This is a genomic window from Acidiferrobacterales bacterium (genome assembly GCA_028820695.1).
Lineage (GTDB): Bacteria > Pseudomonadota > Gammaproteobacteria > Arenicellales > JAJDZL01 > JAJDZL01.
This window is the reverse complement of the sequence record JAPPIB010000025.1, coordinates 1-26,179: the sequence shown is the minus strand read 5'-3', so window position 1 is coordinate 26,179 and position 26,179 is coordinate 1. Positions and strand designations below refer to the sequence as shown.

25 protein-coding genes are annotated in these 26,179 nt (G+C 50.4%); 21 read left to right on the top strand and 4 right to left on the bottom strand.

From position 1 onward, the window contains the following. The first annotated feature begins 13 nt into the window (after positions 1-13). The 11 genes from fabZ (at position 14) to OXI60_03200 (ending at position 13,228) form a co-directional block, all read left to right on the top strand. Positions 14-454 carry a 3-hydroxyacyl-ACP dehydratase FabZ gene (gene fabZ / locus OXI60_03250; GenBank protein MDE0308836.1) on the top strand — a complete coding sequence of 147 codons (441 nt, stop codon included), beginning with the start codon at positions 14-16 and terminating at the stop codon, positions 452-454. Then, a complete protein-coding gene (gene lpxA, locus OXI60_03245; GenBank protein MDE0308835.1) occupies positions 455-1,225 on the top strand; it encodes an acyl-ACP--UDP-N-acetylglucosamine O-acyltransferase in 771 nt (256 codons plus the stop codon). Further along, a complete protein-coding gene (gene lpxB, locus OXI60_03240; protein ID MDE0308834.1) occupies positions 1,212-2,381 on the top strand; it encodes a lipid-A-disaccharide synthase in 1,170 nt (389 codons plus the stop codon). Before lpxA ends, lpxB begins: the two co-directional genes overlap by 14 nt. Continuing rightward, a complete protein-coding gene (locus OXI60_03235; protein ID MDE0308833.1) occupies positions 2,374-2,967 on the top strand; it encodes a ribonuclease HII in 594 nt (197 codons plus the stop codon). The genes lpxB and OXI60_03235 overlap by 8 nt, the downstream gene beginning before the upstream one ends. Next, positions 2,964-6,398, top strand: a complete 3,435-nt coding sequence (gene dnaE / locus OXI60_03230) for a DNA polymerase III subunit alpha (protein ID MDE0308832.1) — start codon at positions 2,964-2,966, stop codon at positions 6,396-6,398. Before OXI60_03235 ends, dnaE begins: the two co-directional genes overlap by 4 nt. 41 nt (positions 6,399-6,439) lie before the next feature. Further along, positions 6,440-7,399: an acetyl-CoA carboxylase carboxyltransferase subunit alpha gene (locus tag OXI60_03225; protein ID MDE0308831.1), complete on the top strand. Its 960-nt coding sequence runs from the start codon at positions 6,440-6,442 to the stop codon at positions 7,397-7,399. 125 nt (positions 7,400-7,524) lie between these two features. Next, entirely contained in the window at positions 7,525-8,892 is a 1,368-nt protein-coding gene (gene tilS / locus OXI60_03220) for a tRNA lysidine(34) synthetase TilS (GenBank protein ID MDE0308830.1), read from the top strand. A 236-nt stretch (positions 8,893-9,128) separates the two neighbouring features. Further along, entirely contained in the window at positions 9,129-10,784 is a 1,656-nt protein-coding gene (locus OXI60_03215) for a CTP synthase (GenBank protein MDE0308829.1), read from the top strand. Next, complete coding sequence (kdsA, locus tag OXI60_03210; protein ID MDE0308828.1) at positions 10,781-11,608, top strand: 3-deoxy-8-phosphooctulonate synthase; 828 nt, start codon at positions 10,781-10,783, stop codon at positions 11,606-11,608. The genes OXI60_03215 and kdsA overlap by 4 nt, the downstream gene beginning before the upstream one ends. A gap of 13 nt (positions 11,609-11,621) precedes the next feature. Next, on the top strand, positions 11,622-12,914 hold the full coding sequence (gene eno / locus OXI60_03205) for a phosphopyruvate hydratase (GenBank protein MDE0308827.1): 1,293 nt from the start codon (positions 11,622-11,624) through the stop codon (positions 12,912-12,914). Positions 12,915-12,919: 5 nt separating this feature from the next. Continuing rightward, positions 12,920-13,228, top strand: a complete 309-nt coding sequence (locus tag OXI60_03200; protein ID MDE0308826.1) for a septum formation initiator family protein — start codon at positions 12,920-12,922, stop codon at positions 13,226-13,228. Between the two features lie 3 nt (positions 13,229-13,231). On the opposite strand, the gene OXI60_03195 is transcribed toward OXI60_03200, so the two are convergent. Then, entirely contained in the window at positions 13,232-14,149 is a 918-nt protein-coding gene (locus OXI60_03195; protein ID MDE0308825.1) for a hypothetical protein, read from the bottom strand. A gap of 734 nt (positions 14,150-14,883) precedes the next feature. Here OXI60_03195 and sdhC point away from each other — a divergent pair. The 6 genes from sdhC (at position 14,884) to OXI60_03165 (ending at position 20,202) form a co-directional block, all read left to right on the top strand. Continuing rightward, positions 14,884-15,273, top strand: coding sequence for a succinate dehydrogenase, cytochrome b556 subunit (gene sdhC, locus OXI60_03190; protein MDE0308824.1), 390 nt, complete (start codon positions 14,884-14,886; stop codon positions 15,271-15,273). Between the two features lie 7 nt (positions 15,274-15,280). After that, complete coding sequence (gene sdhD / locus OXI60_03185; GenBank protein MDE0308823.1) at positions 15,281-15,658, top strand: succinate dehydrogenase, hydrophobic membrane anchor protein; 378 nt, start codon at positions 15,281-15,283, stop codon at positions 15,656-15,658. Between the two features lie 8 nt (positions 15,659-15,666). Beyond that, positions 15,667-17,457: a succinate dehydrogenase flavoprotein subunit gene (gene sdhA / locus OXI60_03180; protein MDE0308822.1), complete on the top strand. Its 1,791-nt coding sequence runs from the start codon at positions 15,667-15,669 to the stop codon at positions 17,455-17,457. Between the two features lie 88 nt (positions 17,458-17,545). Continuing rightward, positions 17,546-18,256, top strand: a complete 711-nt coding sequence (locus OXI60_03175; protein MDE0308821.1) for a succinate dehydrogenase iron-sulfur subunit — start codon at positions 17,546-17,548, stop codon at positions 18,254-18,256. Between the two features lie 29 nt (positions 18,257-18,285). After that, entirely contained in the window at positions 18,286-18,540 is a 255-nt protein-coding gene (locus OXI60_03170; protein MDE0308820.1) for a succinate dehydrogenase assembly factor 2, read from the top strand. After that, a complete protein-coding gene (locus OXI60_03165; protein ID MDE0308819.1) occupies positions 18,541-20,202 on the top strand; it encodes an NAD-dependent malic enzyme in 1,662 nt (553 codons plus the stop codon). Between the two features lie 30 nt (positions 20,203-20,232). Here OXI60_03165 and nadB read toward each other — a convergent pair whose 3' ends face one another. Further along, positions 20,233-21,837, bottom strand: a complete 1,605-nt coding sequence (gene nadB, locus OXI60_03160; protein MDE0308818.1) for an L-aspartate oxidase — start codon at positions 21,835-21,837, stop codon at positions 20,233-20,235. Between the two features lie 336 nt (positions 21,838-22,173). Here nadB and lepB point away from each other — a divergent pair, with 336 nt between their 5' ends. The 4 genes from lepB to recO all read left to right on the top strand — a co-directional run bounded on the left by lepB (position 22,174) and on the right by recO (position 25,303). After that, positions 22,174-22,872, top strand: a complete 699-nt coding sequence (lepB, locus tag OXI60_03155; GenBank protein ID MDE0308817.1) for a signal peptidase I — start codon at positions 22,174-22,176, stop codon at positions 22,870-22,872. Between the two features lie 100 nt (positions 22,873-22,972). Continuing rightward, positions 22,973-23,659: a ribonuclease III gene (gene rnc / locus OXI60_03150; GenBank protein ID MDE0308816.1), complete on the top strand. Its 687-nt coding sequence runs from the start codon at positions 22,973-22,975 to the stop codon at positions 23,657-23,659. Next, on the top strand, positions 23,631-24,554 hold the full coding sequence (gene era / locus OXI60_03145; GenBank protein ID MDE0308815.1) for a GTPase Era: 924 nt from the start codon (positions 23,631-23,633) through the stop codon (positions 24,552-24,554). The genes rnc and era overlap by 29 nt, the downstream gene beginning before the upstream one ends. Before the next feature lie 5 nt (positions 24,555-24,559). Next, positions 24,560-25,303: a DNA repair protein RecO gene (recO, locus tag OXI60_03140; GenBank protein MDE0308814.1), complete on the top strand. Its 744-nt coding sequence runs from the start codon at positions 24,560-24,562 to the stop codon at positions 25,301-25,303. On the opposite strand, the gene OXI60_03135 is transcribed toward recO, so the two are convergent. Both OXI60_03135 and OXI60_03130 read right to left on the bottom strand, forming a co-directional pair. Beyond that, positions 25,281-25,562, bottom strand: coding sequence for an oxidative damage protection protein (locus tag OXI60_03135; protein MDE0308813.1), 282 nt, complete (start codon positions 25,560-25,562; stop codon positions 25,281-25,283). The genes recO and OXI60_03135 overlap by 23 nt on opposite strands. 76 nt (positions 25,563-25,638) lie before the next feature. Next, on the bottom strand, positions 25,639-25,794 hold the full coding sequence (locus OXI60_03130; GenBank protein ID MDE0308812.1) for a hypothetical protein: 156 nt from the start codon (positions 25,792-25,794) through the stop codon (positions 25,639-25,641). Positions 25,795-26,179 lie beyond the last annotated feature (385 nt).

Here is a 26,179-nt window from a genome sequence, read left to right as displayed (position 1 = left end):
GTGAGAATCAAAGATGCCGTCGTTGTCAGCAATTGAAATCAGGGAACTTCTGCCACACCGTTATCCGATGCTGATGATCGACCGTGTAATTGACTACACGGACGATTCATTGGTCGCCATCAAGGCTATAAGTGTAAACGAACCCATCTTTCAGGGACATTTTCCGCACTGGCCGGTTTTTCCAGGTGTGCTCATACTTGAGGCCATGGTTCAGGCGTCGGCCATCATGGCAAGTCTGGCACTTGGCGCGAAAGCCGACGACAACAGGGTGTATCTGTTTGCGGGAGTTGACAAGGCACGTTTCAAACGACAGGTCGTTCCGGGGGATTGCATCACGATTGAGACACGCACCGTGCGAAAAATCAAGGATGTATGGAAGACCGCCGCAGATGCAAAAGTGGATGACGTCGTGGTATGCAGTGCTGAAATGTTGTTCACTTTCCAGGAACTGTGAATGATTGACCCGACGGCGCTCGTAGCATCGGATGTCAGGATTGGCGATAATGTCAGAATCGATGCTTACGCGACGGTGGAAGATGACGTCGAGATCGGAAACAATTCACATATTGGCAGCCACTCAGTCATACGCAGTCACACCCGGATGGGTGAGGGCAATCGCGTCCATGAGTTCGCCGTAATCGGTGGTGAACCCCAATCCGTTCATTATCAAGGCGAAGCCACCGGGCTCAGGATCGGCGATAACAACACTATCCGCGAATTTGTCACGATCAGTCGGGGAACCGCATCGGATCGAGGCGTTACCACAATCGGGGACGATAACTATCTCATGGCTTACGTGCACGTCGGCCATGATTGCGATATTGGAAACAACTGCGTATTTGTCAACGGCACCAACATTGCCGGACATGTCTGCGTTGGCGATTACGCATTCCTGAGCGGATTCACCATGATCCACCAGAGTTGCCGGATCGGGACGCATTGCATGACCGGAATCAATACGATTCTTCGTCAGGATGTCGCGCCATTTGTCACTGTCAATGGAAATCCGGCGCGCTCAATTGCCATTAACTCGCGCGGACTTTCCCGAAGAGGATTCAGTCAGCAGTCCATATCGGCGTTGAGCAAGGTTTTCAAATTATTCTTTCGCAAGAACGTCAAGCTTGAGAAGTTACCCGAAGCGCTCGACGCAGGAACCCGTGAAGATGCCTGCGTCAGGGTCTTGCTTGAATTCCTAGGTTCGACCGAGCGCGGTGTCGTACGATAGAACATTGACAGGTGAGCGGGCAGTAAGGCGGATCAGCATGGTAGCAGGTGAAGCGTCAGGCGATCACCTCGCTGCCGGACTTATCCGCGCGATGAGACAACATGACCTGCAATTTGAGGTGACCGGAATTTGCGGCCCGAAGATGATCGCAGAAGGCGCGACCGCCATGTATTCCATCGACGCGATCAACAGCATCGGCATGGAGGGCTTGTTCGGTCGAGTCCGCAGTATCCTTGCGATCAGAAGGAATCTGATTGCAAGGCTGCTGGAGAACAAACCAGACATTTACATCGGTGTTGACGCGCCGGACTTCAATCTCGGAGTCGAAAAACGACTGCGAAAGGCTGGAGTGCCAACTGTGCAATACGTCGGACCGTCAATCTGGGCCTGGCGAGGCTATAGAATCCGAAAGATCAAACGGGCGGTAAGCAAGATTCTGACAATTTATCCCTTTGAAGACAGGATTTACGATCAGCAGGTTCCATTTGCCTATGTGGGCCACCCGCTTGCTGACGAGATCGCACTCGAGCCACTGCAAGCCGCACGGGCTCGATTTGGACTAAGCGGCAACGATACAGTGATCGCAATTCTTCCGGGAAGCAGAATGAGTGAGGTCAATCGACTTGCAGAGGTCTTTCTCAGGACTGCGCTGGAACTTCAAAAATCACATCCGCAGATCAAATTCATCACACCGGCCGCAAGCAATGAGATCCAGACCGCATTCAGCCACAAAGTGGAGCAGATTGCACCAAACCTGCCAATACAGGTTGTTGACCGAAATTCCATCGAAGTGATTGCAACAGCCGATGTCGTCCTGCTCGCTTCAGGAACTGCAGCGCTTGAAGCCGCATTGTGCCGCAAGCCGGTCGTGGTTGCCTATCGGATTTCGTTGCTGTCACTCGTCGTGCTCAAGCTGCTCGGACACGTCAAGCATTATTCAGTGTTGAATCATCTTGGATCGTCGCCGGTCATTCCCGAGTTCATGCAAGGCGACTGTACGGTCGATAACCTGACAGAGGAAATCAACAGATATCTGGAAGATTCCGCATACAGGGAAAACGTGCTGGATCAATTTGACGGGTTCAGAAAGTCGCTGAACTGCAATGCCAGCGCGAGGGCGGCGGAGGAAATCGTCAGGATTCTGGAAAATGACTGAAGTGAGGGTTGCAGGAGTCGATGAAGCCGGTCGCGGGGCCTTGGCGGGACCCGTAGTGTGCGCGGCGGTGATCCTGGGAAGCGAAATTAAAATTGACAATCTGACCGATTCCAAGAAACTGACCTATAAACAGCGCCGACGTCTGTCAAAACAGATCAAGAAATACTGCGTTAGCTGGGCGATCGGAGTCGGGAGCGTGGAAGAGATTGACCGTTACAACATACTCAAGACCACCATGCTGGGCATGAAGCGCGCGATTGAAAGCCTGGAATGCGAACCGGACCTCGTTCTGGTCGATGGCAATCAACGTCCTGATATCCGTGTTCCGGTCCAGGCGATTGTAAAAGGCGACCTTTACGTTCCCGTAATCTCGGCTGCATCGATATTGGCCAAGCATACCCGGGACAAACTGATGCATGCCTATGAGAAAGAGTATCCCGAGTACGGTCTGCGAAGCAATGTCGGTTACGGCACCCCATTTCATCTGCAGGCACTGCGAATTAATGGCGCCACAGCCATACATCGTAAGAGTTTCGCCCCAGTGCGGCAAGTCATTGAACGCAGCAGGCCGAGTTTTTTCTCATGAGCTTCGTACACCTTCGTGTCCGCACTGAGTACTCTGTGTCCGACAGCATCATCCGGATCGATGATCTGGTTTCGCGCACGGTTGAACTGGGAATGCCTGCTGTAGCCGTAACGGAGTATCGAAATCTGTACAGTGCCATCAAGGCATATACAGCCTGTGTCAAGATGGGGGTCAAACCAATCATCGGTTCAGAAGTCCAGGTGGAGAACAGGAACAACCCTGCCTCTCCTTTCACCCTGGTATTGCTGTGTCAGAACAATGACGGGTATCGCGCCCTGTGTACTCTCGTAAGCAGAGCCCACAATCAGGTCAGTTCGAGCGGGAGCGTGCTCATGCGAGAGGATTGGTTCACCCCGTCTTCCTGTCAGGGACTGGTCGCTCTTTCCGGTGCACAGCAAGGTGAGATCGGGCAGAAACTGCTGCTGAATAAAAATGATGAGGCGCACAAGGCCATCAGTCGCCTGCGCGAGATTTTTGACGACAGGTTTTATCTTGAGGTGTCCAGATTTGACGGGCAACATGAAGCCGCATACGAAGCCGGCGTCTTGGAATTGGCGAGTTCAACCAATACACCGATAGTCGCCACCCATCAGCCGAGATTCCTGAGCAAGGAAGATTACGAAGTCCATGAGGTCAAGGTCTGTATCCAAGAGCGAACGTCGTTATCGGATGCTTCCCGAAGATCGAATTACACCGCCGAACAATACTTTCGCTCAGCGGATGAAATGAGTGAACGCTTCGCTGATCTGCCGAACGCACTTGAGAATTCACTTGAGATCGCCAAACGCTGCAATCTCCGATTCAACATGACCAAGAGTCATATGCCAGCGTATCCGGTGTCGATCGAAGAGCCTAGCATAGAAAAATACCTGGAAAGATTGAGCAGGGAGGGCCTGCAGAAGATTCTGCAAGGACGCACAGACGATCGCTATGAGAACCGGCTCAATGAAGAGCTGGACATAATCTGCAAGACAAATTATGCAGGCTACTTTCTGATCGTGGCAGACATCATTGCTTGGGCAAAATCCAATGGCATACCTGTCGGTCCTGGACGGGGGTCCGGGGCAGGCTCGCTCGTTGCGTACTGTCTCGAAATTACAGCGATTGACCCGATTGAGCACGATTTGATTTTCGAGCGTTTCCTGAATCCCGAACGAGTTTCCCCGCCCGACTTTGATATCGATTTTTGTGTCCGGGAGCGCGATCGGATTATTGAACGTGTAGCAGACAGATACGGACGGGATCAGGTTGCACAGATCATTACCTACAACACGATGGCCGCAAAGGCTGTTGTCCGGGATGTCGGCCGGGCATTGAGGCCCGACTACAAGTTCTATGATGAGTTGGCAAGAATGATTCCGCAGGATCTGAATATCACACTCGCACGATCGCTGGAGCGAAACAAGGAGCTGAAATTACGCTACAACAGTGAGTCGAGAGTCAAAGAACTGATCGATACCGCACAGGCTCTCGAAGGAATGATTCGTAATGAGGGCAAACATCCAGGCGGCCTGGTTATCGCTCCGTCGGAAATTGTTGAATATACCGCTCTGTTTGCTGATAGTGACAGCGGTCGGGGAATTACGCATTTTGACAAAGACGATCTGGAGGCAATAGGCCTCGTCAAATTTGACTTTCTCGGGTTGACTACATTGACGGTCATCTCAGATACGCTGCGAAGACTGAATGAGAGGAACGTGCCTGGCGCTCCGGCCACGGAGAACGACATTCCTCTGGACGATGAGGATACGTTTGAATACATACGAACCGGACAGACAGTCGGTATATTTCAGCTTGAGTCCAGAGGAATGCAGCGATTGATCCGCGAAATTCAACCAGACAAATTCAGCGACCTCGTTGCATTGCTTGCCTTGTTTCGGCCCGGGCCGTTGCAGACAGGCATGGACAAGATGTACATCGAAAATCACAATAACAATAGTTACAATGCTTTACATGATGATTTGAAAGAAGTACTTGATCAGTCTCATGGCGTGATCCTTTATCAGGAGCAAGTCATGAAGATTGCTCAGATCATGGCGGGCTACTCGATGGGTGAAGCGGATATCCTACGCTACGCAATGGGCAAGAAAGTAAAGCAGGAAATGGAATTCCAACGGGAAAGGTTCGTAAGCGGCTCGGTAGAAAAAGGTTATGACAAGAAGCTCGCAGCCGAGGTTTATGACTTGATGGAGAGTTTTGCCGGCTACGGATTCAACAAGTCACATTCCGTTGCCTACGCGTTACTGGCTTACCGTACGGCATATCTGAAGACGCACTTCCGGACGGAATTCCTGGCCGCATGCATGTCGGTTGATATAAAGGTCGAGACAACGGCAAAAATCTACAACGACTCAAAACGACAGGGCATTGAATTTCTTTTGCCGGACATCAATCGCAGTGCGTATGAGTTCACTCCTGTGAGTGACACCGAAATCCTCTACGGTCTCGGCGCCCTGAAGCAAATCGGTACTCCGGTTGTCGATGCGATCAGAACTGCTAGAGACCATGGCGGCGAGTTCTCAAGTCTATCGGATTTTTGCAACCGCGTTGATCTGACGCAGATCAGCAAGTCCACATGTCAGGTGCTGACCGCCGCCGGTGCATTTGATTCATTTGATTCCAATCGTGCGAAATTGTTTGCGCATGTCGAAAGCGCATATGCTTTCGCACAAATGAAAGAGCAGGAACAAAAGTCCGGGCAAATGAATCTATTCGGCACCATGGAAAGCGACGATATGGAATTGACAAGCAAGGAAGTCGAACCTTGGACGCGCTCCGAACTGCTCCGTCGGGAGCATGCGATTCTGGGAATTTACATCAGCGGCCACCCCAGTGAAAAATATGAAAAGGAATTCAAGACATTATTGACCGGAACGGTCGGTCAGATGCCCAATCAAGAGGACGAGCGACTGATTCTTTGCGGATGGGTGTTCAATAAAACTGTCACCAAGGCACGAAAAAAGGGTGGGAATAACCTCTTTTTTGAACTTGAAGGCTCTAAAGGAGAGGTTCTTGCTATCATCTATTCGGAAAACTTTGATAGCTTGTCCAAGCTAATTGTCGAGAACGAACCGATAATCCTGGTTGGCGTTCTGTCCGGGGAGCAATTCAATGGTTCTGCCAGACTGTTAGTCAGCAATGCCGTCAAACTGGACACTGTCAGGCAGCATCCGGCATCAGAAATCGTGCTGGATTTGAAGCAAAGCGACATCACTTCAGACCATTTTCGTCAATTCAGGGATATATTGGAAAAGCATCGGGTCGGCAAAAGCGTTGTCAAAGTGAGATATTCTTCGACTTGCGGTTCGAGTGCCAGATTCTCGCTTGGTGATGATTGGCGGGTAAGCATCAATGAGGATCTATTGGATGAGTTGCAAAATATTCTGGGTGAAGATAGTGTCACCGTAAACTATTTGAACGTACCGTTATAGGAACCAAGAATTTTGGGATTCATTCGCCGGATGAACGAAAGATGACAGCATTTCTCGAATTTGAAAAATCGGTCGCTGAGATCAACGCGAAAATTGAGGAGCTGCGACGAGTTCATGATGAGGACGGGGTGGACCTGGCCGACGAGATTTCCCGACTGGAGAAAAGAAGCCTGAAACTGACCAAGTCCATCTTTTCTTCCCTGTCACCGTGGCAGATTACACAACTTGCACGTCACCCGCTCAGACCGTACACATTGGATTACATCGAACGAATCTTCACGAACTATAGAGAGATTCATGGCGACAGGATGTTTGGTGATGATCCTGCCATCGTAACCGGGCTGGCCACATTCGAGAATCATGGTGCGGTGGTGATCGGACATCAGAAAGGCCGTGACACCAACTCCAAGCTTATCAGGAATTTCGGCATGCCAAAACCTGAAGGTTACCGCAAGGCGCAACGCGCCGTTCGGTTGGCTGAGCGGTTTTCGCTGCCGGTTTTCACATTTATCGATACACCGGGCGCCTATCCCGGTGTTGAGGCGGAGTCGAGAGGTCAGAGTGAAGCAATTGCCTCGAACCTGCTGACATTTGTAAATGCCAAGTGCCCGATTGTCGCAACTGTTATCGGTGAGGGCGGCTCCGGCGGGGCGCTTGCGATTGGCATTGCGGATCACGTCATCATGATGGAGTATGCAACATACTCGGTCATTTCGCCTGAGGGTTGTGCATCAATACTGTGGAAAGATTCGAGCCGGGCATCAGATGCTGCTGAGGTTATGGGGCTGACTTCCAAGGCGCTTTTGGCGAATGGCCTGATTGACGGAGTGATTTCAGAGCCATTGGGTGGCGCACATCGGGACTACGATGCGGCAGCGGGCATGCTGAAGTATGAGCTGGCATCGGTACTGCATCGACTCAAGGAGATCGAACTCGACGAGCTGATTGCTGAGCGCAATCGACGTCTGATGTCCTACGGAGAATTTCGATCGGCGAAGTGAACTCGGTTCGTAGCGGGAAGACCTGCGATGTCAATTGATCGAGAGTGTTCCGTGCTGACGCAGCTATCGCGATATTTTGCTGTTGCGAAGGGTTGCGCTGATTCGAGTCCGCTATGTGATCTGCCATGACTGCTCTTGACGTAGAATCCCTGCTCGAAGTCCTTTCCAAGCATTCCAATCTCGACCGCAAGACGAGCATCGCGGTCGCATTCAGCGGTGGTGTGGATACCGTTGTATTGATGCATCTGTTGCACTGTGCCAACCAGCGGTTCGGGTTTTCATTGCGTGCTTTGCACATCAATCACAATATTTTTTCAAATTCCGGGAATTGGATGGAATTTTGTGCGGACTTTTGCCACTCACGAAATATACCGTTTCATTCCCATCGGCTTGAGCAATTCACCTGCTCCGACAGGGTGCCCGAGCACAAAGCAAGGTCTGCCCGATACTCCTGGCTGAACAGCCAGATTGCACAAGAGGAATTTCTATTGACGGGGCATCACAGGAATGATCAGGCTGAAACGCTGATGTTGAATCTGATGCGCGGCGCAGGTGCCAGGGGATTGTCCGCAATACAGGAAGCGACGCCGTTTGGGAAGGGCACTTTGGTCCGTCCCATGTTGCAATTCAGCAAACAGCAGATTCTTGATTATGCAGCCGAGCACGAATTGGACTACGTTCATGATCCATCCAATGACGATTTGCGTTATGACCGGAATTACTTGCGTCACCTGGTGCTTCCAACCATGCAAGAACACTGGGGGGCGGCAATTGAGAATATCAGCCGATCTGCCGAGAATCTGTCGGACTCGCGCGTGTTGCTGGATGAGCTTGCTGAGATGGATGCCGCTTCGTGCCGCACGACCGGCTCTGCTTATCTGTCGATCGGATACCAGTTGAAACTGACTGAACTGCGAAAACTGAGCAGGGCGCGTCAGATCAATCTGATTCGCTACTGGATCCGGAGCCAATCGATAGCAGAACCCGGTCGACAAACTCTGGACAACTTCCTCGATACGACTATCGCCGGGAATGCTGAATATTCCGAAATGGATTGGAACGGATTCAAGCTGTACCTATTTCGGAAAGTTCTCTATCTGACGCCGAATGTCACACCGAAGCCCCGTAAAGACAAGCTCATGTGGACTCTGGAAGAGCCCTTGGTGCTTGAACATGAAGGGTTCAGGTTGATTCCGACACCGGCCATCGGAAAGGGTATTGATGTCAATCGGCTCTCCCTGCCGGTTTCAGTCGGATTCAGGAAGGGCGGGGAGCGATTCAGGATGCCGGGTCGATCGCATTTCAGCAAACTCAAGAAGTTGCTGCAGACACACCATATTCCGCCATGTGAGCGAAAACTTTTGCCGCTGATCCATGACAACGAGGAACTGGTCGCTGTCGTTCCATGGCAGGTGTCAGACAGTTATGCTGTCAAACCGGGACAGAACGGAATTGACATTCAAATTGAGTTGACTTCACAGACAGACAACTGATTCGTGTCGGTTTTTTCGGTTGATGGAATGCAAGGATCAGCGCAAGTCTGGCATTTTCGCATCCCGATCAGCCAACGATTTATCCGGTTTCGAGTCAAGTCGCTGCAACAAGAATAACTCGCAATTTGTCCAAAATTCAGATGCGATATGTGCTAATCTATTAATCCGTCCAATCATCCCCAAAGATGATTATTTTCAGCTTCAAAACTGATCCAACTGCAACGAATTAATCAAACGTGCCGAAGTTTGTTTTTGTTACCGGCGGTGTGGTGTCTTCCCTTGGAAAAGGAATTGCATCCGCTTCTTTAGCTGCTTTGCTCGAAGCCCGTAAGATATCCGTCACAATCATCAAGCTTGATCCCTATATCAATGTCGATCCCGGGACGATGAATCCCGGCCAGCATGGCGAGGTGTTCGTAACCAGTGACGGTGCGGAAACCGATTTGGACCTCGGGCATTATGAGCGTTTCGTCAATGTCCCCATGAAGCAGATGAACAACTTCACAACGGGACGAATTTACGAACGCGTCATTCGCCGTGAAAGAAGAGGGGATTACATGGGCAAGACTGTTCAGGTGATTCCGCACATTATCGACGAGATAAAGGATTGCATTCTCGAAGGCGCCGATGGGCACGACGTCGTATTCGTTGAAATAGGCGGTACGGTGGGTGACATAGAATCTCTTCCGTTTCTTGAGACGATCCGTCAGATGCGAATCGAATTCGGAGTGGATGACACCCTGTTTGTCCATTTGACACTGATACCTTCTTTGGATTATGCAGGTGAGATAAAAACCAAGCCGACCCAACATTCAGTCAAGGAGTTGCGCAGTATCGGTATCCAACCGGATATTCTTCTGTGCAGGACAGAAGTTGACCTGCCTCCGACAGCAAAGAACAAGATCGCGTTGTTCACGAACGTATCTGAAGGCTCTGTAATCTCCGCACTGACCGCTGACAACATCTATTCAATTCCCTTGATGTTCCACGAACAGGGCGTTGACCAGCTGATTGTGAATCATCTGAAAATCCACTCTGATCGCATCGACCTTTCTGAGTGGGAAGATATTGTCGAGCGAAGCCGAAAGACTACAAGCGAAGTCACCATCGCGTTTGTCGGCAAATACATGGATATTGCGGATTGTTACAAGTCACTGGCCGAGGCGATCGTACATGCGGGAATGCAGACGCGAACCAAGATCAATATTCTGTATGTGGATGCTGAGAATATAGAGACCGACGGAATCGGGCTGCTGTATTCGGCAGATGCGATTATTGTCCCCGGCGGGTTTGGACAACGGGGCACCAACGGCAAGATTGATGCGGTCAAATATGCCCGGGAAAATGAGATTCCCTATCTGGGTATTTGCCTTGGAATGCAGATTGCGATGATTGAGTTTGCGCGAAATGTACTTGGACTTGAAGGCGCACACAGCACAGAATTCAATCCTGACACACCGCATCCGGTGATCGCAATGGTATCTGAATGGCGATCGCTGGATGGCGAGCTGGAAACCAGATCGTCAAACGAGGAATTGGGCGGGACACTGCGGCTTGGCGCACAGAAAGCCAGTCTGTCGCCAGATTCCCTGGTGCATGAAATCTATGGCACTGACACCATCTACGAACGTCACCGCCATCGTTACGAATTCAACAATCACTACCGTAAGAAGTTCGAGGACGCCGGCATGTATTTTTCCGGAGTATCGCCGGAAAATCTGGTTGAAATGGTAGAACTGCCGGAACACAAGTGGTTTGTCGGCTGTCAGTTTCATCCGGAGTTCACTTCGACTCCAAGGAAGGGACATCCGTTGTTTACACATTTCGTCCACACCGTCAAAGCGCATCAGGCTTCCTTGCGAATTCCTTCGAAAAGGGCGGCTTTCAGTTGAAAATTGCGCAAGCCCATGTTGGTTCAGCCAATCCATTTTTTCTGATTGCTGGACCTTGTGTCATTGAATCGGAGACTTTCGCACTGGATACGGCTGGTGAGATCAGGCACATATGCGACAATCTGTCGATACCTTTTGTCTACAAGTCATCCTACGACAAAGCGAATCGAACGTCGATCGACTCATACCGGGGTCTTGGAATGACGGAAGGCCTGGAAATTTTACGGAAAGTCAAAACCACTGTTGATGTACCCGTGCTCACCGACGTTCATTCTCCTGACGAGGCCTGCACAGCAGCAGATTATGTTGACGTGATCCAGACCCCGGCTTTCTTGTGTCGACAGACTGATCTGATACAGGCTGCGGCGGCAACGGGCAAACTGGTCAATATCAAAAAGGCCCAGTTCCTATCGCCTCATGAAATGAAACATGTTGTTGACAAGGCCGAACGGGCCGGTGGAAAGGGTAACATACTTGTCTGTGAACGCGGTTCGAGTTACGGCTACAACAACCTCGTTGTGGATATGCGGTCACTCACGATCATGCGAGAGACAGGATGTCCGGTGGTGTTCGATGCCACTCACTCAGTACAGCTGCCAGGCGGTAGAAATGGCGCCTCCGGAGGTCAGAGAGAATTCGTTCCGACTTTGGCACGAGCTGCGGTCGGCGTAGGGATTGATGGCTTGTTTGTCGAAACACATCCAGACCCGGATCAGGCACCCAGTGATGGACCGAATGCCGTGCCATTGAACCGGTTGGCAGATTTGCTGGAGGGACTTAAGGAAATCGATTTTGTGGTCAAGAACAGAATCGAGCAATTCTGAATAGATATTGACTATGTCCAATTCTTCGATTGAAACCATTCATGCTCTGGAAATATTGGATTCCAGAGGCAATCCGACACTTGAGGCACAGGTGGTGTTGTCCGACGGAGCCCGCGGGACGGCTGCCGTCCCGTCCGGCGCGTCGACAGGCGAGAGAGAAGCGGTCGAATTGCGGGATGGAAATCGCGATAGATATCTGGGCAAAGGCGTGCTCAATGCAGTTGAGAACGTCAACAATGTGATTGGACCAGCGTTGTCGGGCGAAAATCCCTTTGATCAATCTTCAATCGATAACCTGATGATCGAGCTGGACGGCACTGAAAACAAGAGCAGACTTGGCGCGAATGCGATTCTGGCGGTTTCGCTGGCATCTGCCAAGGCTGCCGCGGACTCAAAGCAACAGCCGCTGTACCGATTTCTCGCAACAGAGGATGTGGTCACCTTGCCGACCCCATTTTTCAACATTCTCAATGGCGGGGCTCACGCAAACAATCAATTGGATGTGCAGGAATTCATGATCGTCCCGAATGGCGTGTCGAGTTTTCAGGAAAGTGTCCTCATGGGGGTCGAGATTTACCACTCACTGAGCCGGTATCTGAACGACCGCGGTTTCAGTACCGCAGTCGGTGACGAAGGCGGCTTTGCGCCAGACTTGAAGTCGAATGAGGAAGCTTTGCAGCTGATCTGTGAAGCTGGTGCCAAGGCGGGTTGGGAGCCCGGCGTGCATTTCGGAATCGCTTTGGATGTCGCAAGCTCAGAGCTGTGGCGTGATTCAGACAAAAGGTATGAATTCAGTTCGGAACATATGACAATGGATTCAGGTCAACTGACCGATCGACTCAGTTCATGGGTTGATCAGTATCCGATCGTCTCAATCGAAGATGGAATGGCAGAGAATGATTGGGAAGGTTGGTCACATCTCACGCAAACGCTCGGAGAACGAGTGCAACTGGTCGGTGATGACGTATTCGTCACCAATCCGGATATTTTTCAGCAAGGCATTCGCAGTTCCATTGCAAATTCAATACTGGTCAAGCTTAACCAGATTGGAACATTGACTGAAACCCTGAACACAATACAGATTGCGAAGAATGCGCACTATCGTGTGATTATCTCCCATAGATCCGGTGAGACGGAAGATACCACGATCGCAGACCTTGCTGTTGCAACTGCATCGGGTCAGATCAAGACAGGCGCTCCGTGCAGGTCCGAACGAACTGCCAAATATAATCGTCTGTTGCGCATAGAGTCGCAGTTGGGAGGGGTGCGGTCACCTGCCCAATCCCGCAGTGATGGCATGGAGTGAATGTCGTGAAGGGCAAAAGGTTGATCGTTTTCTTGGTTCTGGCTGTAATCGCCGGTGGTCTCCAGTATGCTTTCTGGGCCGGGAAGAATTCGGTGGCAACACTTGAGGAAACCCGGTCGTTGATCGAAGTGGAACAGCAGCGCAACGTCGAACTGTCCAAACGAAATGATGTACTGAAAGCGGAAGTGATTGACTTGCAGACTGATAACGAAACTATGGAGGAGCGGGCGAGAATGGAATTGGGACTGATCAAGGAAGGTGAGGTTTTCTATCGAATTATCGAAACTGACAAGCGGCCGGGTCCGGATAACTGAAGATCAGTTTCTTTCCAGTTCCGGAATCGCATAGGGAATCCCATCCAGCCTCAATTGCAAGTTCGTTCCGTCCTCCAATCGCAGGCGGTCGTGTCCCAGGAACTTGAGCGGAAGAGAAACAAGAAGATTCTTATCTCCAAACTCATTTGGACGCACAGAATTGACGACCGAGCCGGTTTGCCTGCCAGGCACTTCATCACAGTAGATCAGGGAACCTGACTGCGACCGGTCATCTCCAGGCACCGATGCCTGAAACATTCGTCGGTTGACACCGCCTTTGTAATGCAGCCTCGCGACAATTTCCTGTCCTGGATAGCAACCCTTGGTAAAACTCACCGCACCGGTCAGGTCCAGATTGGTTGCCTGCAATATCAATTCTTCCGTGGTATATGAATTGATGAGCGGATGCATGCAGTCAATGTCAGCCTGCTTCCATTGAGCCGTGAGACTTTCGTCGAACTGTCCTGAGTAACGCTCAAAATTGCGTTTGTCACCGTACACAGCGATTCGTCTGGGTATTCCAGGCACTCGAATATATGTGAAAAAATCATCATGCATCACGTGAAACGCATGATCCGGGAGCAGATCAGACAATCCCATCCGTTCGTCATTCAGCACCCCCACAATCTGCGATTCTGACTGGATCGAAATGTTGACTTTGTCTCGAAATACAAACTTCCGCAATCGATCTGAGAATGATTCCACAAGATCTGCGGACAAGATCAGATAGAAACTATCGTCTTTCCTGAAAATGATGAAATTGGCAAGAATACGACCCTTCGGATTCAGATATGCCGAGATGCCACCACGTTCAGAGGTGATCTCGCATATGTCGCTGGTGAACTGACGCTGCAGAAAATTGTCGGCATCGGCACCAGATACGCAAACAGTACCGTAGTGGTTGAGTCTGGTTATTTTCATTTTCCCCTGTCGGCCCGTCAAAAAGATTGTTTCCTGTCAGCGACTCATCCAGAGAGCTGATTACTTGGCTTTTACTTTAATAATTATGGTTTATTGATTGTTTTAATTAAATAATAAATCAATTCTGAAGTGGATTCTGTGAAGCGCCGCAGCAATCGCCAACTACGTGTCCAAGTCAAGATGATACACAACATCGCCTGTTCGAATTCTAAACGATACTCCACGGATCGAGTCCGATGCGATCGCCAGGCTACAGTTGTCGAAGCACTTGAAAGGTTATTCCTTTCGAATTACCGCCGTTTAATCTTGCATTCGTCAATCGTGGAAGAAATTCGAACAACGACAGATCTTGAATTGCGAAACATCGACCTACAAACATCCAATCAAGCATTAGATTGACAGATATAATATTCAAATAGTTGCAAGTCATTCAATTTCAAGGGTTCACGGCATTTAGTTTGAACGAGCAGAACCGCAGCAAGCCGCTCAACATCGAGCGAACTACAAAACTTGAACGACGCGATCATGAGCCTTCGAAAGAAGGTTCAACGAACGGTCAGCGTCCGGATCCGACGCGATATGGAGACTGGGAGAAGAATGGCAGATGTATAGATTTCTGATGCGATCTCTTCCTTATGTCGAAGTTTCAGATAAGAACCGAGCAGATTCCGAACGCAGCAGTGTCAAATCTGCACGGCCACCGGCAATATTGGCTATAGAGAAATAATTCGGGCATGAATCCCTCGAATCGTCCAGTCTCACCCCATATACAGATTTACAGGCCTCAACTGACGTCCGTAATGTCAATACTTCACCGTATTACGGGTGTCGTTCTTGCTTTCGGTGCGGTTCTGATTGCGTTATGGCTCAGTGCGATCGCATACAACCCTGATTTATCGAACAGAATATTCGAATTTCTCTCTGGAGTCACCGGTCGCCTGTTCCTGTTCATCTGGACTCTGAATTTGTTTTATCACCTGTGCAACGGTATCCGACATCTTTTCTGGGATTCCGGTAAAGGATTCGAGATCACGCAAGTTTACCGAAGCGGGTGGGTTGCAATAACCTGTTCGTTCATTCTGACCATCGTCGTCTGGACTGTTGGTTACACGGCTTGCGGTTGATCATGCAATGAGCTACAAGACTCCATTGGCGAGAGTGATCGGGCTTGGCTCGGCTAAGGATGGATCCGCCCATTGGTGGTGGCAGCGCCTGACTGCGTTGGCATTGGTTCCGCTGACATTATGGTTTACCTTCTCAATTTCAGCGCTCACCGGTGAATGCTTCGCTGATGTTCGCACATGGATGGAGTCGCCGTTCACGGCAACATTGCTGATCGCATTCATAGTTTCGCTTTTCTACCACGCACAGCTTGGCCTCCAAGTCGTCGTGGAAGATTACCTGCATCATGAAGGGTTGAAGGTTGGCACCATTCTCGCTGTCAAGTCTCTATCCGTGATACTTGTGATTTCCAGCACAATCTCAATATTGCGTGTCGCACTGGGTTAGCTGGTTCCGTGAGTATCAGTTCCTACAAGATCATCGATCATAATTATGATGTGGTAGTCGTCGGTGCGGGAGGTGCCGGGCTCAGGGCGACTTTCGGCGCTGCGTTTGAAAACCTGTCCACAGCATGCATTACCAAAGTATTCCCCACCAGGAGTCACACTGTTGCTGCACAGGGCGGTATCAGTGCCGCGCTTGGAAATATGAGTGAGGATGATTGGCGATGGCATATGTATGACACCGTAAAGGGGTCTGACTGGCTCGGTGATCAGGATGCAATCGAATACATGTGCAAGGAAGCGCCGGAAGCGGTGATTGAACTGGAGCACTATGGCGTGCCATTTTCAAGAACAGAAGACGGGCGCATCTATCAGCGAGCATTCGGGGGCATGACCACACATTTCGGCGAGGGGCAGGCAATGCGCACCTGTGCGGCAGCTGATCGTACCGGCCATGCAATCCTGCACACCTTGTATCAACAGGCGTTGAAACACCGGGCTGAGTTCTACATTGAATATTTCGCGCTCGATCTGCTGATGGACAATGGCGAATGCCGTGGTGTTCTCGCCTGGTGTCTGGACGATGGCACATTGCATCGATTTCAGTCCAAAATCGTAGTACTGGCGACTGGAGGGTACGGAAGAGCTTATTTCTCGTGCACTTCCGCTCACACCTGCACTGGAGACGGCAATGCCATGGCATTGCGAGCCGGACTGCCGCTGCAGGATATGGAATTTGTACAGTTCCATCCGACCGGGATATATGGATCAGGCTGTCTGATCACTGAAGGTGCGAGAGGCGAGGGCGGTTACCTTACAAATTCTGACGGGGAGCGGTTTATGGAACGCTACGCTCCAAATGCCAAGGATCTGGCTTCGCGGGATGTGGTCAGCCGATCCATGACAATGGAAATCAATGCTGGCAGGGGCGTCGGTGCGCGAGCTGATCACATTCATCTGCACCTGGAACACCTCGGACCTGAAGTGATTCACGAAAGATTGCCCGGCATTACGGAAACCGCGAGAATATTTGCCGGAGTCGACGCGACCGCCACTCCGATTCCGGTGTTACCGACCGTTCACTATAACATGGGTGGAATACCGACCAATCATAAGGCCGAGGTTGTCACCCGTAAAGATGGTGATGACAATTGCGTAATCCCGGGGTTGATGGCAATCGGTGAGACCGGTTGCGTTTCTGTCCACGGCGCTAATCGTCTTGGCTCCAACTCTTTGCTGGACCTCGTTGTGTTCGGTCGTTCGGCAGCCGTGCGTGCCAGACAGCTGGTGGACGGAACGGAAGCCAGACGTTCTCTCCCGCGAAATATTGAAGTAGAGGCCATTGAGCACTTCGACCGCCTCAGATTCAGTTCAGGCAACAGCCCGACTTCGCAGATTCGGGACCGCATGCAAAGAATCATGCAGACTCACTGCGCCGTATTTCGCACGCAGGAATTGTTGGATGAGGGTGTCCGCAAGTTGCTAGATGTCTGGAACGACATGGACGATATCTGCACTACCGATCGCTCCCTGATCTGGAACACGGATCTAGTAGAGACATTGGAATTGGATAATTTGATGCGCCAGGCACTGACAACTGTCATCTCTGCAGCGAATCGGACAGAGAGCCGAGGGGCGCACGCCCGGGATGACTATACCGAACGGGATGATGAAAACTGGATGAAACACACGTTGTCGTGGTTTGGCGGCGATGGAACAGTTGAGCTGGACTACCGACCCGTGCACCTGTACACATTGACCGAAGAGGTTGACTTGATTGCACCTCGGGCAAGAGTCTACTGAAATAGGGGAAACCGTAACCGTGGCAAAAATCAGACTTCCAAAGAACTCAACAGTTGTTCAGGGCGAACAGCACACCTTGCCGGGTTCGGTGAAGCGCAAGCGGGTCTTTAAGATTTATCGCTGGAACCCGGAAGACGATTCATCTCCCAAACTCGACTCGTTTGAAGTCGACTTGGATGATTGCGGTTTCATGGTGCTTGATGCATTGATCAAGATCAAAAGTGAGATCGACCCCTCCCTGACGTTCCGCAGGTCATGTCGAGAAGGAATTTGTGGTTCTTGTGCGATGAACATCAATGGCACCAATACGTTGGCCTGCATCAAGCCCATCGCCGAACTCAAATCAGCCGTCAGGATCTACCCCTTGCCACACCTGCCTGTCGTCAAGGATCTGGTGCCTGATCTTACCCATTTTTACGCCCAGTACGAATCAATCAAGCCGTGGTTGCAGCAACAGTCCGTTCCTTCGGCAAGTCGGGAGAATCTACAGTCAATTGATGAGCGACAGCAACTGGATGGACTCTACGAGTGTATTCTATGCGCCTGCTGTTCAACAAGTTGCCCGAGTTACTGGTGGAACAGCGATCGCTACCTTGGGCCCGCTATTCTTTTGCAGGCTTATCGCTGGATCGCAGACAGCCGCGATGAAGCGGTCGGTAACCGACTTGATGAACTTCAGGATCCATTTCGTCTTTACCGCTGTCATACCATCATGAACTGTACCAACACTTGTCCAAAGCATCTTAATCCGGGCAAGGCCATAGCGGAAATCAAGAAACTCATAGCATTGCGAACATGATGGCCGCAGATAATCTGAGTCGCCGGGAAATGAATCGACTGATATGGCGATGCAGGCTCGGTTCCCGGGAACTCGAGTTGATTTTATTTCGATTTCTGGAACACGGATACCATTCCGTGTCAGGTTCGGAGCGACGTACGTTCGAAAAACTGCTGGAGCACAACCACTGCGATCTCAACGACTGGCTGGTATTTGGCATTCAAACCTATCGTGATGAGTATTCTGATCTCATCGGCAAGATCAGAAACTGTCAATTGTCTGAAAATCGATCCGGGCTTGTGTAAATGGGAGTCAGCAATTTACCGGCACATCTGCAGCAAGGACGGTTGCTCCTGACTTTGCCGCAGTTCAATAAGGGAACCTCATTCACGCGAAAGGAAAGAGTTGATCGCAGGTTGCTGGGCTTGCTGCCATACTGCGAAGAGTCCCTGGCAGTCCAAGTTGACCGCGCCTATCAGGCATATTCGGAAAAGCCGACCAATCTCGAACGACATATCTATTTGCGACAACTGCAAGACTTGAATGAAAATCTGTTTTTTCAATTGATCATCGACAATGCAGACGAGATGCTCCCAGTCATCTACACACCCACAGTCGGTGCTGCCTGCGAGTACTTTTCGGAGATTTACCGAAGGCCGCGAGGGCTTTTTTTGAGCTATCCGGAGCGTGACATGATCGAAACCGCAATTTCCAATGTGCGCACAGATTCGATCGAGGTCATCGTTATCACAGATGGAGAGGCAATTTTAGGACTTGGTGATCAGGGAGTCGGCGGAATGGGCATTCCGATCGGAAAACTGAGTCTTTATTCGGCCTTGGGTGGAATACACCCGATCACGACATTGCCAATCGCACTTGACGTCGGAACGAATAACCAAAAACTACTTGATAACGATCTGTATGTCGGGTGGAAACATGAACGGATCCAGGGCGACGAATATTATGAGTTCCTCGAGACTGCACTGGCATCCATTCACCGTCGATGGCCTGATGCAGTTATTCAGTTCGAGGATTTCGGAGCGTCAAACTCACAGAGAATTCTAGACAACTACATTGACAGAATATGTTGCTTCAACGATGACATACAGGGAACCGCAGCGGTAACAGTTGGAAGTCTGATTGCTGCATGCAGGGTAACCGGCAACCCGATTTGCGATTCCAGAATTGTCGTTGTAGGTGCCGGTGCCGCTGGTACCGGAATCGCAAAGGGCTGTGCGGATGCGATGATTAATGAAGGATTGGATCACGACAGTGCCCATAGCAGAATTTACCTGATGAATAGCAAGGGGCTGATTCACGACGGCTCGGAGCGTATTCGTTCCGGTCAGAAAGCGTTCGTCAAACGTCAGGCCGAACTCTCAGGTTGGGAAGGGGATTTCCGTCTGCTCGACACCGTTCGAAACGTCAGGCCGGACATCCTGATCGGAGTCAGCGGACAGAAGAATTACTTTACCGAGGAACTCGTCAAGCTCATGTGTTCGACTTGCGACCGTCCTTGCATATTCCCTCTGTCAAACCCGACTGACAGGACTGAGGCGTTGCCGTCGGATCTTCTCGAGTGGAGCAATGGAAAAGCTATCGTCGCAACCGGCAGTCCATTTGACCCGATCGAATACGACGGGGTCGTGCACAACATTGCCCAATGCAACAACGCGTACGCATTTCCAGGCATCGGCCTTGGTCTCATTTCGGTCAAGGCAAGAAAGGTGACCAACGAAATGTTTACGGCGGCCGCAACGGTAATCGGTCACTCACAATCCAATGTCAGTATACCCGGTTCGTCCTTACTGCCACCACTGACAGAAATTCGAGCTCTCAGCAGAGAGATTGCAATCGCGGTCGCTGACATTGCTGTCAGGCAAGGTGTTGCCGCTACGGATGATGGAAGACCGGTAGAGCAGTTGGTCGACGAGAAAATTTGGCACCCTGCGGACGATGTGGCCTGACGGCCACTGCAGCGTCACATCACTGTGACGTCAATTCGGAGTCAGCACCGTATTCTTTGCACCGGCGGGATCGAGCCCGGGATAATCCAGCACAAAATGCAACCCTCTGCTTTCGTGTCTTGCGAGCGCACATCTCACTGTCAGTTCTGAAACAAGTACCAAGTTTCTCAATTCGATCAAGTCTCGATTGACCCGGAACTGGCTATAGAAGTCTCGCACTTCATCCGACAGAAGATCAACGCGGCGCAGTGCTCGTTCGAGCCGCTTCTGGGTGCGTACAATACCAACGTAATCCCACATGAATCTTCGCAATTCATCCCAATTGTGGGATACCACGACAAGCTCGTCAGGGTCGGTAACGCGACTTTCATCCCATTGCGGAATCTGCAGTTGTGGTATTTCTCTGCCTGTCGCATTAATCCGAATATCCTCGAACGCAGAGTCAGCGAAAACTATACATTCGAGCAAGGAGTTGCTCGCCAGTCTGTTCGCTCCATGCAGGCCGGTACACGCACTTTCCCCGACACAATACAATCCTGCCAGGTCTGTCTGTCCGCTCTGATTCACTATCACCCCGCCGCAGGAGTAATGTGCGGCTGGAACGACAGGCACCGGGTCTTTCGAAATATCAATTCCAAAGTGAAGACATTTTTCATAGATGTTTGGGAAATGCGAACGAAGAAACTTCTCTGGCTTCATGGTGATGTCCAGCAACACACAATCATGTCCGCCCAGTTTCATTTCATGGTCGATTGCACGTGCAACGATGTCTCGAGGTGCGAGCTCTCCTCGCTTGTCATATTTGTGCATGAACTCGGAAGAGTCCGGCAAAATCAGTTTTCCCCCTTCGCCCCGAACCGCCTCCGAGATGAGAAACGACTTCGCGTGTGGATGGTAAAGACACGTGGGATGAAACTGAACAAACTCCATATTCGAGATGCGACAGCCCGCTCGCCACGCCATGGCGATGCCATCACCGGTCGAGGTGTCAGGATTGCTGGTGTACAGATAGGTTTTGGATGCCCCTCCGGTGGCGAGGACGACGGCATTGGAGGCAAAGGTGACAACCTCCTCGGTAGCGATATTCAGTGCATAGAGACCAAGGCATCGGTCTTCTCCCGCGTCTGACAATCTTGACTTCGTGATCAGTTCGATCCCAATGTACTGTTCGAAAATATCAATTTTTCGATGACTGCGGATTCTGGACTCCAACGTGCTCTCGACTCTTTGTCCTGTCGCGTCTTCCGCGTGGATAATTCTTCTCGCACTGTGCCCGCCTTCCTGGGTAAGGTGAAACTCGTCCGGTTGGCTCGAATCCTGGCCGCGTCGGCTGAATATGACTCCATTTTCAATCAGCCAATTGATTGATTCAGGCCCCTTGGATACCACGAACTCGACAACCGATGAATCACACAGGCCCGCACCGGCGTTGAGGGTGTCGTTGATATGCGACTCGAACGAATCGTCTATATCCCAAACCGCTGCAATACCACCTTGCGCATAGTAACTGGAGCTTTCGATAACCGACTCTTTTGTAACAATGGCGACTGTCAATCCCGCGTTCGCGCACTTGAGCGCAACCGTCAAGCCCGAAAGCCCACTGCCGACTATCACGACGTCGTAGGTGTTTAGCATGCCTGTATCCGTTTTCGCGGCGACATGGCTGATTTAGGAATCAACCCTGGGAGCAGACGTCGAACACGGACGAGTCCGATGAGAATTCATGACGCAATAATAGCAAATTCCATATAATTGTCATTGGATCCATTTCTGTTTCCTACCTTTTGATCTTGTGCCAATAATTGAATAAGGACAGCAATATCTGCTGTTGCATTTTGGTGATTCCCATAAAACAGTAAAACTGAATTCCGTATGGATTTTGCACTCGTCCTAGCAATCGCGGTCTCCGTAACCGGGCTAATTTGGCTGCTCGACCTGGTTTGGCGAAAAGTCATTAGAAATCTCTTTTTCATGCAATCTGAAGAGGGCAAAAAGGCGGCAGGCTACTGGGTGATCGAATATGCCCGGGCGTTCTTTCCTGTGCTGCTGATCGTCTTCGCACTTCGTTCGTTTGTGGTTGAGCCGTTCCGAATTCCATCAGGGTCGATGCTTCCCACCTTGCAGATCGGAGACTTCATTTTAGTCAACAAGTACAAATATGGGCTTCGCCTGCCCATTATCGATGACAAGATTCTAGAATTCGGATCTCCGGAATATGGCGACGTGATGGTATTCAAGTATCCGCATGACCGGGCCGTCAATTTCATCAAACGCGTCGTAGGATTGCCGGGCGATACCGTAGCCTATAACGAAAAGAAGCTGTATATCAACGGAAATGAGGTTGCGCAGGAAGTTACCGGAACCTATGTCGTCGTGTCAAATGCAAGCAGAAGGAATGAAACCACACGATTGAATGAGTCATTCGATTCGAGTGAATCTCATTCCATTCTGATTGACGAGAAGAGATGGACTTCGAATATGGAGTTTAAGGTTCCCGAAGGGCACTATTTCGTGATGGGTGACAATCGGGACTATAGTAATGACAGTCGATTCTGGGGGTTCGTTCCGGATGAAAACCTGATTGGCAAGGCTTTCTTTATATGGTTCAGCTGGGATTCAGTTGGAGGGAATGGCGTAAATTGGAGCCGCATTGCAGCTGCGATCGAGTGATCGCACAGTCTTCGCGGTTCATTCGAATCCCGACCCGCATCACTCTTGACAGTGTCGATGAACTGCCCGTGAATCTTACCGTTTCGTGCCTTAAGTTCAAGTGAACATTTCTGACCAAAATGAAATTTCACTGGTACTTGGATACCGATTTGAAAACACGCAACTATTGCATCGAGCGCTTACGCACAGCAGCACTGAACAGCCGGACAACGAAAACCTGGAATTTCTAGGCGATGCAGTCCTTTCCGCGGTCATTTCAGACTATCTGTTTGGCCAATATCCAGACGCCACCGCAGGTGAACTGACCAAACTGCGAAGCCGGATTGTCAACAACCATGATGCCATCTATAGTGTGGCTCTCGGAATGTCACTGGAGACCCACGTCAAAGTCGGGAAGTCATTCCCGAAACAAAATCACAAAGCTTGGCGAAACCTTCTGCCGAATACGCTTGAAGCGCTGATTGGCGCGATATATCTTGATGGCGGAATGTACAACGCCCAAAAGTTCATCCTTGACAAGTTTCGGTCATTGATTGAGAAAAGCTCGATTACCGACTACAAAGACTCCAAGAGCCGGTTGCAGGAGTATTTGCAACAGCGCTCGCTCCCAGTTCCAACTTACATTACCGTAGATGTAAGCGGTGACTACAATAATCCCAGTTTTACCGTTAACTGCCATGTCGACGGTCTTGTCGACACCGCTACCGGTCAAGGAAACACAAAGAAGCGAGCCGAGCAGGACGCTGCTGCGCAAGCCTATGACTTACTCCGCCAGCACAACGTCTGACGATAATTTTCGTTCCGGCATGATTGCTCTGGCCGGACGCCCGAACGTTGGCAAATCTACCTTGCTCAACTGTCTTCTCAAGCAGAAAGTCAGCATCACATCAAAGAAAGCCAATACCACCCGTCATCGGATTATGGGTGTGTTGAATGACCCACACGGACAGTACGTCTTCATTGATCTGCCTGGCTTCAACACGAACTACAAACGTCTGATTGACCGTTCCGTATTCAAGACTGCCGCGGCTGGAGTCAGCGGTACAGACCTAGTGCTTCTTGTCGTGGACTGTCGCGGTTGGCGGGAGCAGGACAATATGATCCTGGAACGAATTCAGGATGAGAATCTGCCATTCATAGTCGTGTTGTCCATGATCGACCGGGTAAAAGATAAAAATCTTCTGCTCCCGATGATTCACGATATCGCCGGACGAACACAGATTACCGATATTGTGCCGGTCTCGGCTCACAAAGATGAGAATATCGAGGAGTTGAAGAGTGTGATCCTGAAGTATCTACCGCCTGGTCCCTCGCTCTTCCCGTCGGGCACGGTTACCGATAAAGGTGAGATTTTTCAAGCGGCGGAGGTGATTCGCGAACAGATTTTCCGCTACTACGGTGACGAAATTCCCTATACCAGTGCAGTACAGATCGAAAAGTATGATCGAGAAAACAACTTCCTGCACATTGAAGCGACAATATGGGTGGAGTCCAAAGGACAGAAGCGAATCATAATCGGAGCAGGCGGCTCAAAGATAAAGAGAATTGGAACCGAGGTTCGAAGCAGAGTCGAAGCTGAACAAGGTGTCAAAGTACATCTGAATCTGTGGGTAAAGGTCCGGGCTCGCTGGACCGACGACTTGCAGTCGATTTCAAACTTCGGTTATTCCGAGGCGGATTGAGTCCGATGCGTGTCTACCGACAAGATTGTTTCGTGTTGCGGACCACGCCGTACTCCGAATCCAGCCTGATCGTGGACATGTTTACCCGCAGTTATGGTCGTATCAACCTGCTTGCAAAGGGAGCGAGACGTAAAACTTCGCGGTTCAGGGGACTGATCAGGCCATTTCAACGCTTGTCTGCGAATTGGTCCGGAAAGGGCAATGTACCGACTCTCACCGCATTGAAATGTGATTCCGATAGCCAGTGGATCGAAAGTGAGCGGCTTTACTGTCGATACTATCTAAATGAGTTGCTGATCCGTTTGCTGCTCGACAGGGACCCTCACGAGGTTCTGTTTGACGCTTACTATCTCGCTTTGGAACGATTGAAAGAGCCGTCCAGTGAATTTCACACATTGCGAGTATTCGAGAAAGTGTTCCTGCAGGAATTGGGATATGCCCTTCAACTGACATCCGAGTCGGACTCCAATTTACCGATCGACCCGTCCAATGTCTATACCTATGACTTCGCAAGAGGGCCTGTACAGGCGAACGGCGACGAGGCTGTTGTGGTGTCAGGTGAAACGCTATTGTCAGTGGCGCGAGAAGAATTCAAGACCAAAAAGGTCCGGTCAGAAAGCAAACAATTGCTCGCAGCGGTCATCGATCACTATCTTGAAGGCAAACCGATTCATTCGCGCAGAATCTTCAACCAGACGATTCAACACCGCCTAAGCCGAGATCGCATCACTTCTTCCGTTGAGTCGTAAACCCAGGAGGCAGATTTCCCAAATCACCTTCACCAAATAGAAAGCCCAGCATATGCTGTTCAATCAATTTGTGTGTGTCCGGGTCGCTGGTAGCCAACTGATTCTCATTAATTATCGTTACCAGTCGCTCCAACCATTGTTTCCAACCCTCTTTCGAAACGTTTTCCACAATCCGTACGCCCAGTTCTCCAGGGTAGGGTGGAGTGGTCATCGCCTCGGACTTTTCTTTTAGAACGACACAATCAACGAAATTCGTCATAACTTACGGACCGGTTTCATTCAAGCAGGGGTTGTGCACAGTGCAGGTAAATCTTGCATTTGAACCCAAGGGATCATCACCAATTGCTTTGAGGTGCATCGTCCCTGAGATTCTTCAGCATGCCAATATTGACAACCTTTGCAGCGGTCTCCTCTCCGATGTCACCGAACACGGTGGGACCGACTGACTTGATCAGGCTCGAAATTATAATCCTGCAATCGGTTTTTGCCATAACAACGTTGCTCGTTAATTGTCCGTAGCCGAACGAATGGACGCACTGATGCAGTGAGATCAAAGGAGAATTTCTTGAACACGTCGTTTTGATCTTCAGGTTCGGGTGACCGGTTGGTGTTTCTTTCGATTGTCTATGGATTGCAAATCCAGTGTGGGATGGAGAATCCGGCTACCGCGTATACTGAATTGAGCGATTGCCACAGCTGCAAAATGCGAGCGAATTCATTTCGCAACCAAATACACTAGTGTTGCAAGGCAAATTTATTCTTTTTTGGACTGAGTAATCCGTCAACGTCTGAGGGTGGATCTTTTTAACAAGACGATTTGAGTGCGTATTCGTGTCTCCGAGTTGTCATTTTGACACACCGAAGCGGCATTTTCTA

What these genes read in the sequence shown, in the direction of transcription:
- fabZ (MDE0308836.1), top strand. Translation starts at nt 14, where the DNA reads ATGCCGTCGTTGTCAGCAATTGAAATCAGGGAACTTCTGCCACACCGT.
- lpxA (MDE0308835.1), top strand. Translation starts at nt 455, where the DNA reads ATGATTGACCCGACGGCGCTCGTAGCATCGGATGTCAGGATTGGCGAT.
- OXI60_03235 (MDE0308833.1), top strand. Translation starts at nt 2,374, where the DNA reads ATGACTGAAGTGAGGGTTGCAGGAGTCGATGAAGCCGGTCGCGGGGCC.
- dnaE (MDE0308832.1), top strand. Translation starts at nt 2,964, where the DNA reads ATGAGCTTCGTACACCTTCGTGTCCGCACTGAGTACTCTGTGTCCGAC.
- OXI60_03225 (MDE0308831.1), top strand. Translation starts at nt 6,440, where the DNA reads ATGACAGCATTTCTCGAATTTGAAAAATCGGTCGCTGAGATCAACGCG.
- tilS (MDE0308830.1), top strand. Translation starts at nt 7,525, where the DNA reads ATGACTGCTCTTGACGTAGAATCCCTGCTCGAAGTCCTTTCCAAGCAT.
- eno (MDE0308827.1), top strand. Translation starts at nt 11,622, where the DNA reads ATGTCCAATTCTTCGATTGAAACCATTCATGCTCTGGAAATATTGGAT.
- OXI60_03195 (MDE0308825.1), bottom strand. Translation starts at nt 14,149, where the DNA reads ATGAAAATAACCAGACTCAACCACTACGGTACTGTTTGCGTATCTGGT.
- sdhC (MDE0308824.1), top strand. Translation starts at nt 14,884, where the DNA reads ATGAATCCCTCGAATCGTCCAGTCTCACCCCATATACAGATTTACAGG.
- sdhD (MDE0308823.1), top strand. Translation starts at nt 15,281, where the DNA reads ATGAGCTACAAGACTCCATTGGCGAGAGTGATCGGGCTTGGCTCGGCT.
- OXI60_03170 (MDE0308820.1), top strand. Translation starts at nt 18,286, where the DNA reads ATGAATCGACTGATATGGCGATGCAGGCTCGGTTCCCGGGAACTCGAG.
- OXI60_03165 (MDE0308819.1), top strand. Translation starts at nt 18,541, where the DNA reads ATGGGAGTCAGCAATTTACCGGCACATCTGCAGCAAGGACGGTTGCTC.
- nadB (MDE0308818.1), bottom strand. Translation starts at nt 21,837, where the DNA reads ATGCTAAACACCTACGACGTCGTGATAGTCGGCAGTGGGCTTTCGGGC.
- lepB (MDE0308817.1), top strand. Translation starts at nt 22,174, where the DNA reads ATGCAATCTGAAGAGGGCAAAAAGGCGGCAGGCTACTGGGTGATCGAA.
- era (MDE0308815.1), top strand. Translation starts at nt 23,631, where the DNA reads ATGACTTACTCCGCCAGCACAACGTCTGACGATAATTTTCGTTCCGGC.
- recO (MDE0308814.1), top strand. Translation starts at nt 24,560, where the DNA reads ATGCGTGTCTACCGACAAGATTGTTTCGTGTTGCGGACCACGCCGTAC.
- OXI60_03135 (MDE0308813.1), bottom strand. Translation starts at nt 25,562, where the DNA reads ATGACGAATTTCGTTGATTGTGTCGTTCTAAAAGAAAAGTCCGAGGCG.
- OXI60_03130 (MDE0308812.1), bottom strand. Translation starts at nt 25,794, where the DNA reads ATGGCAAAAACCGATTGCAGGATTATAATTTCGAGCCTGATCAAGTCA.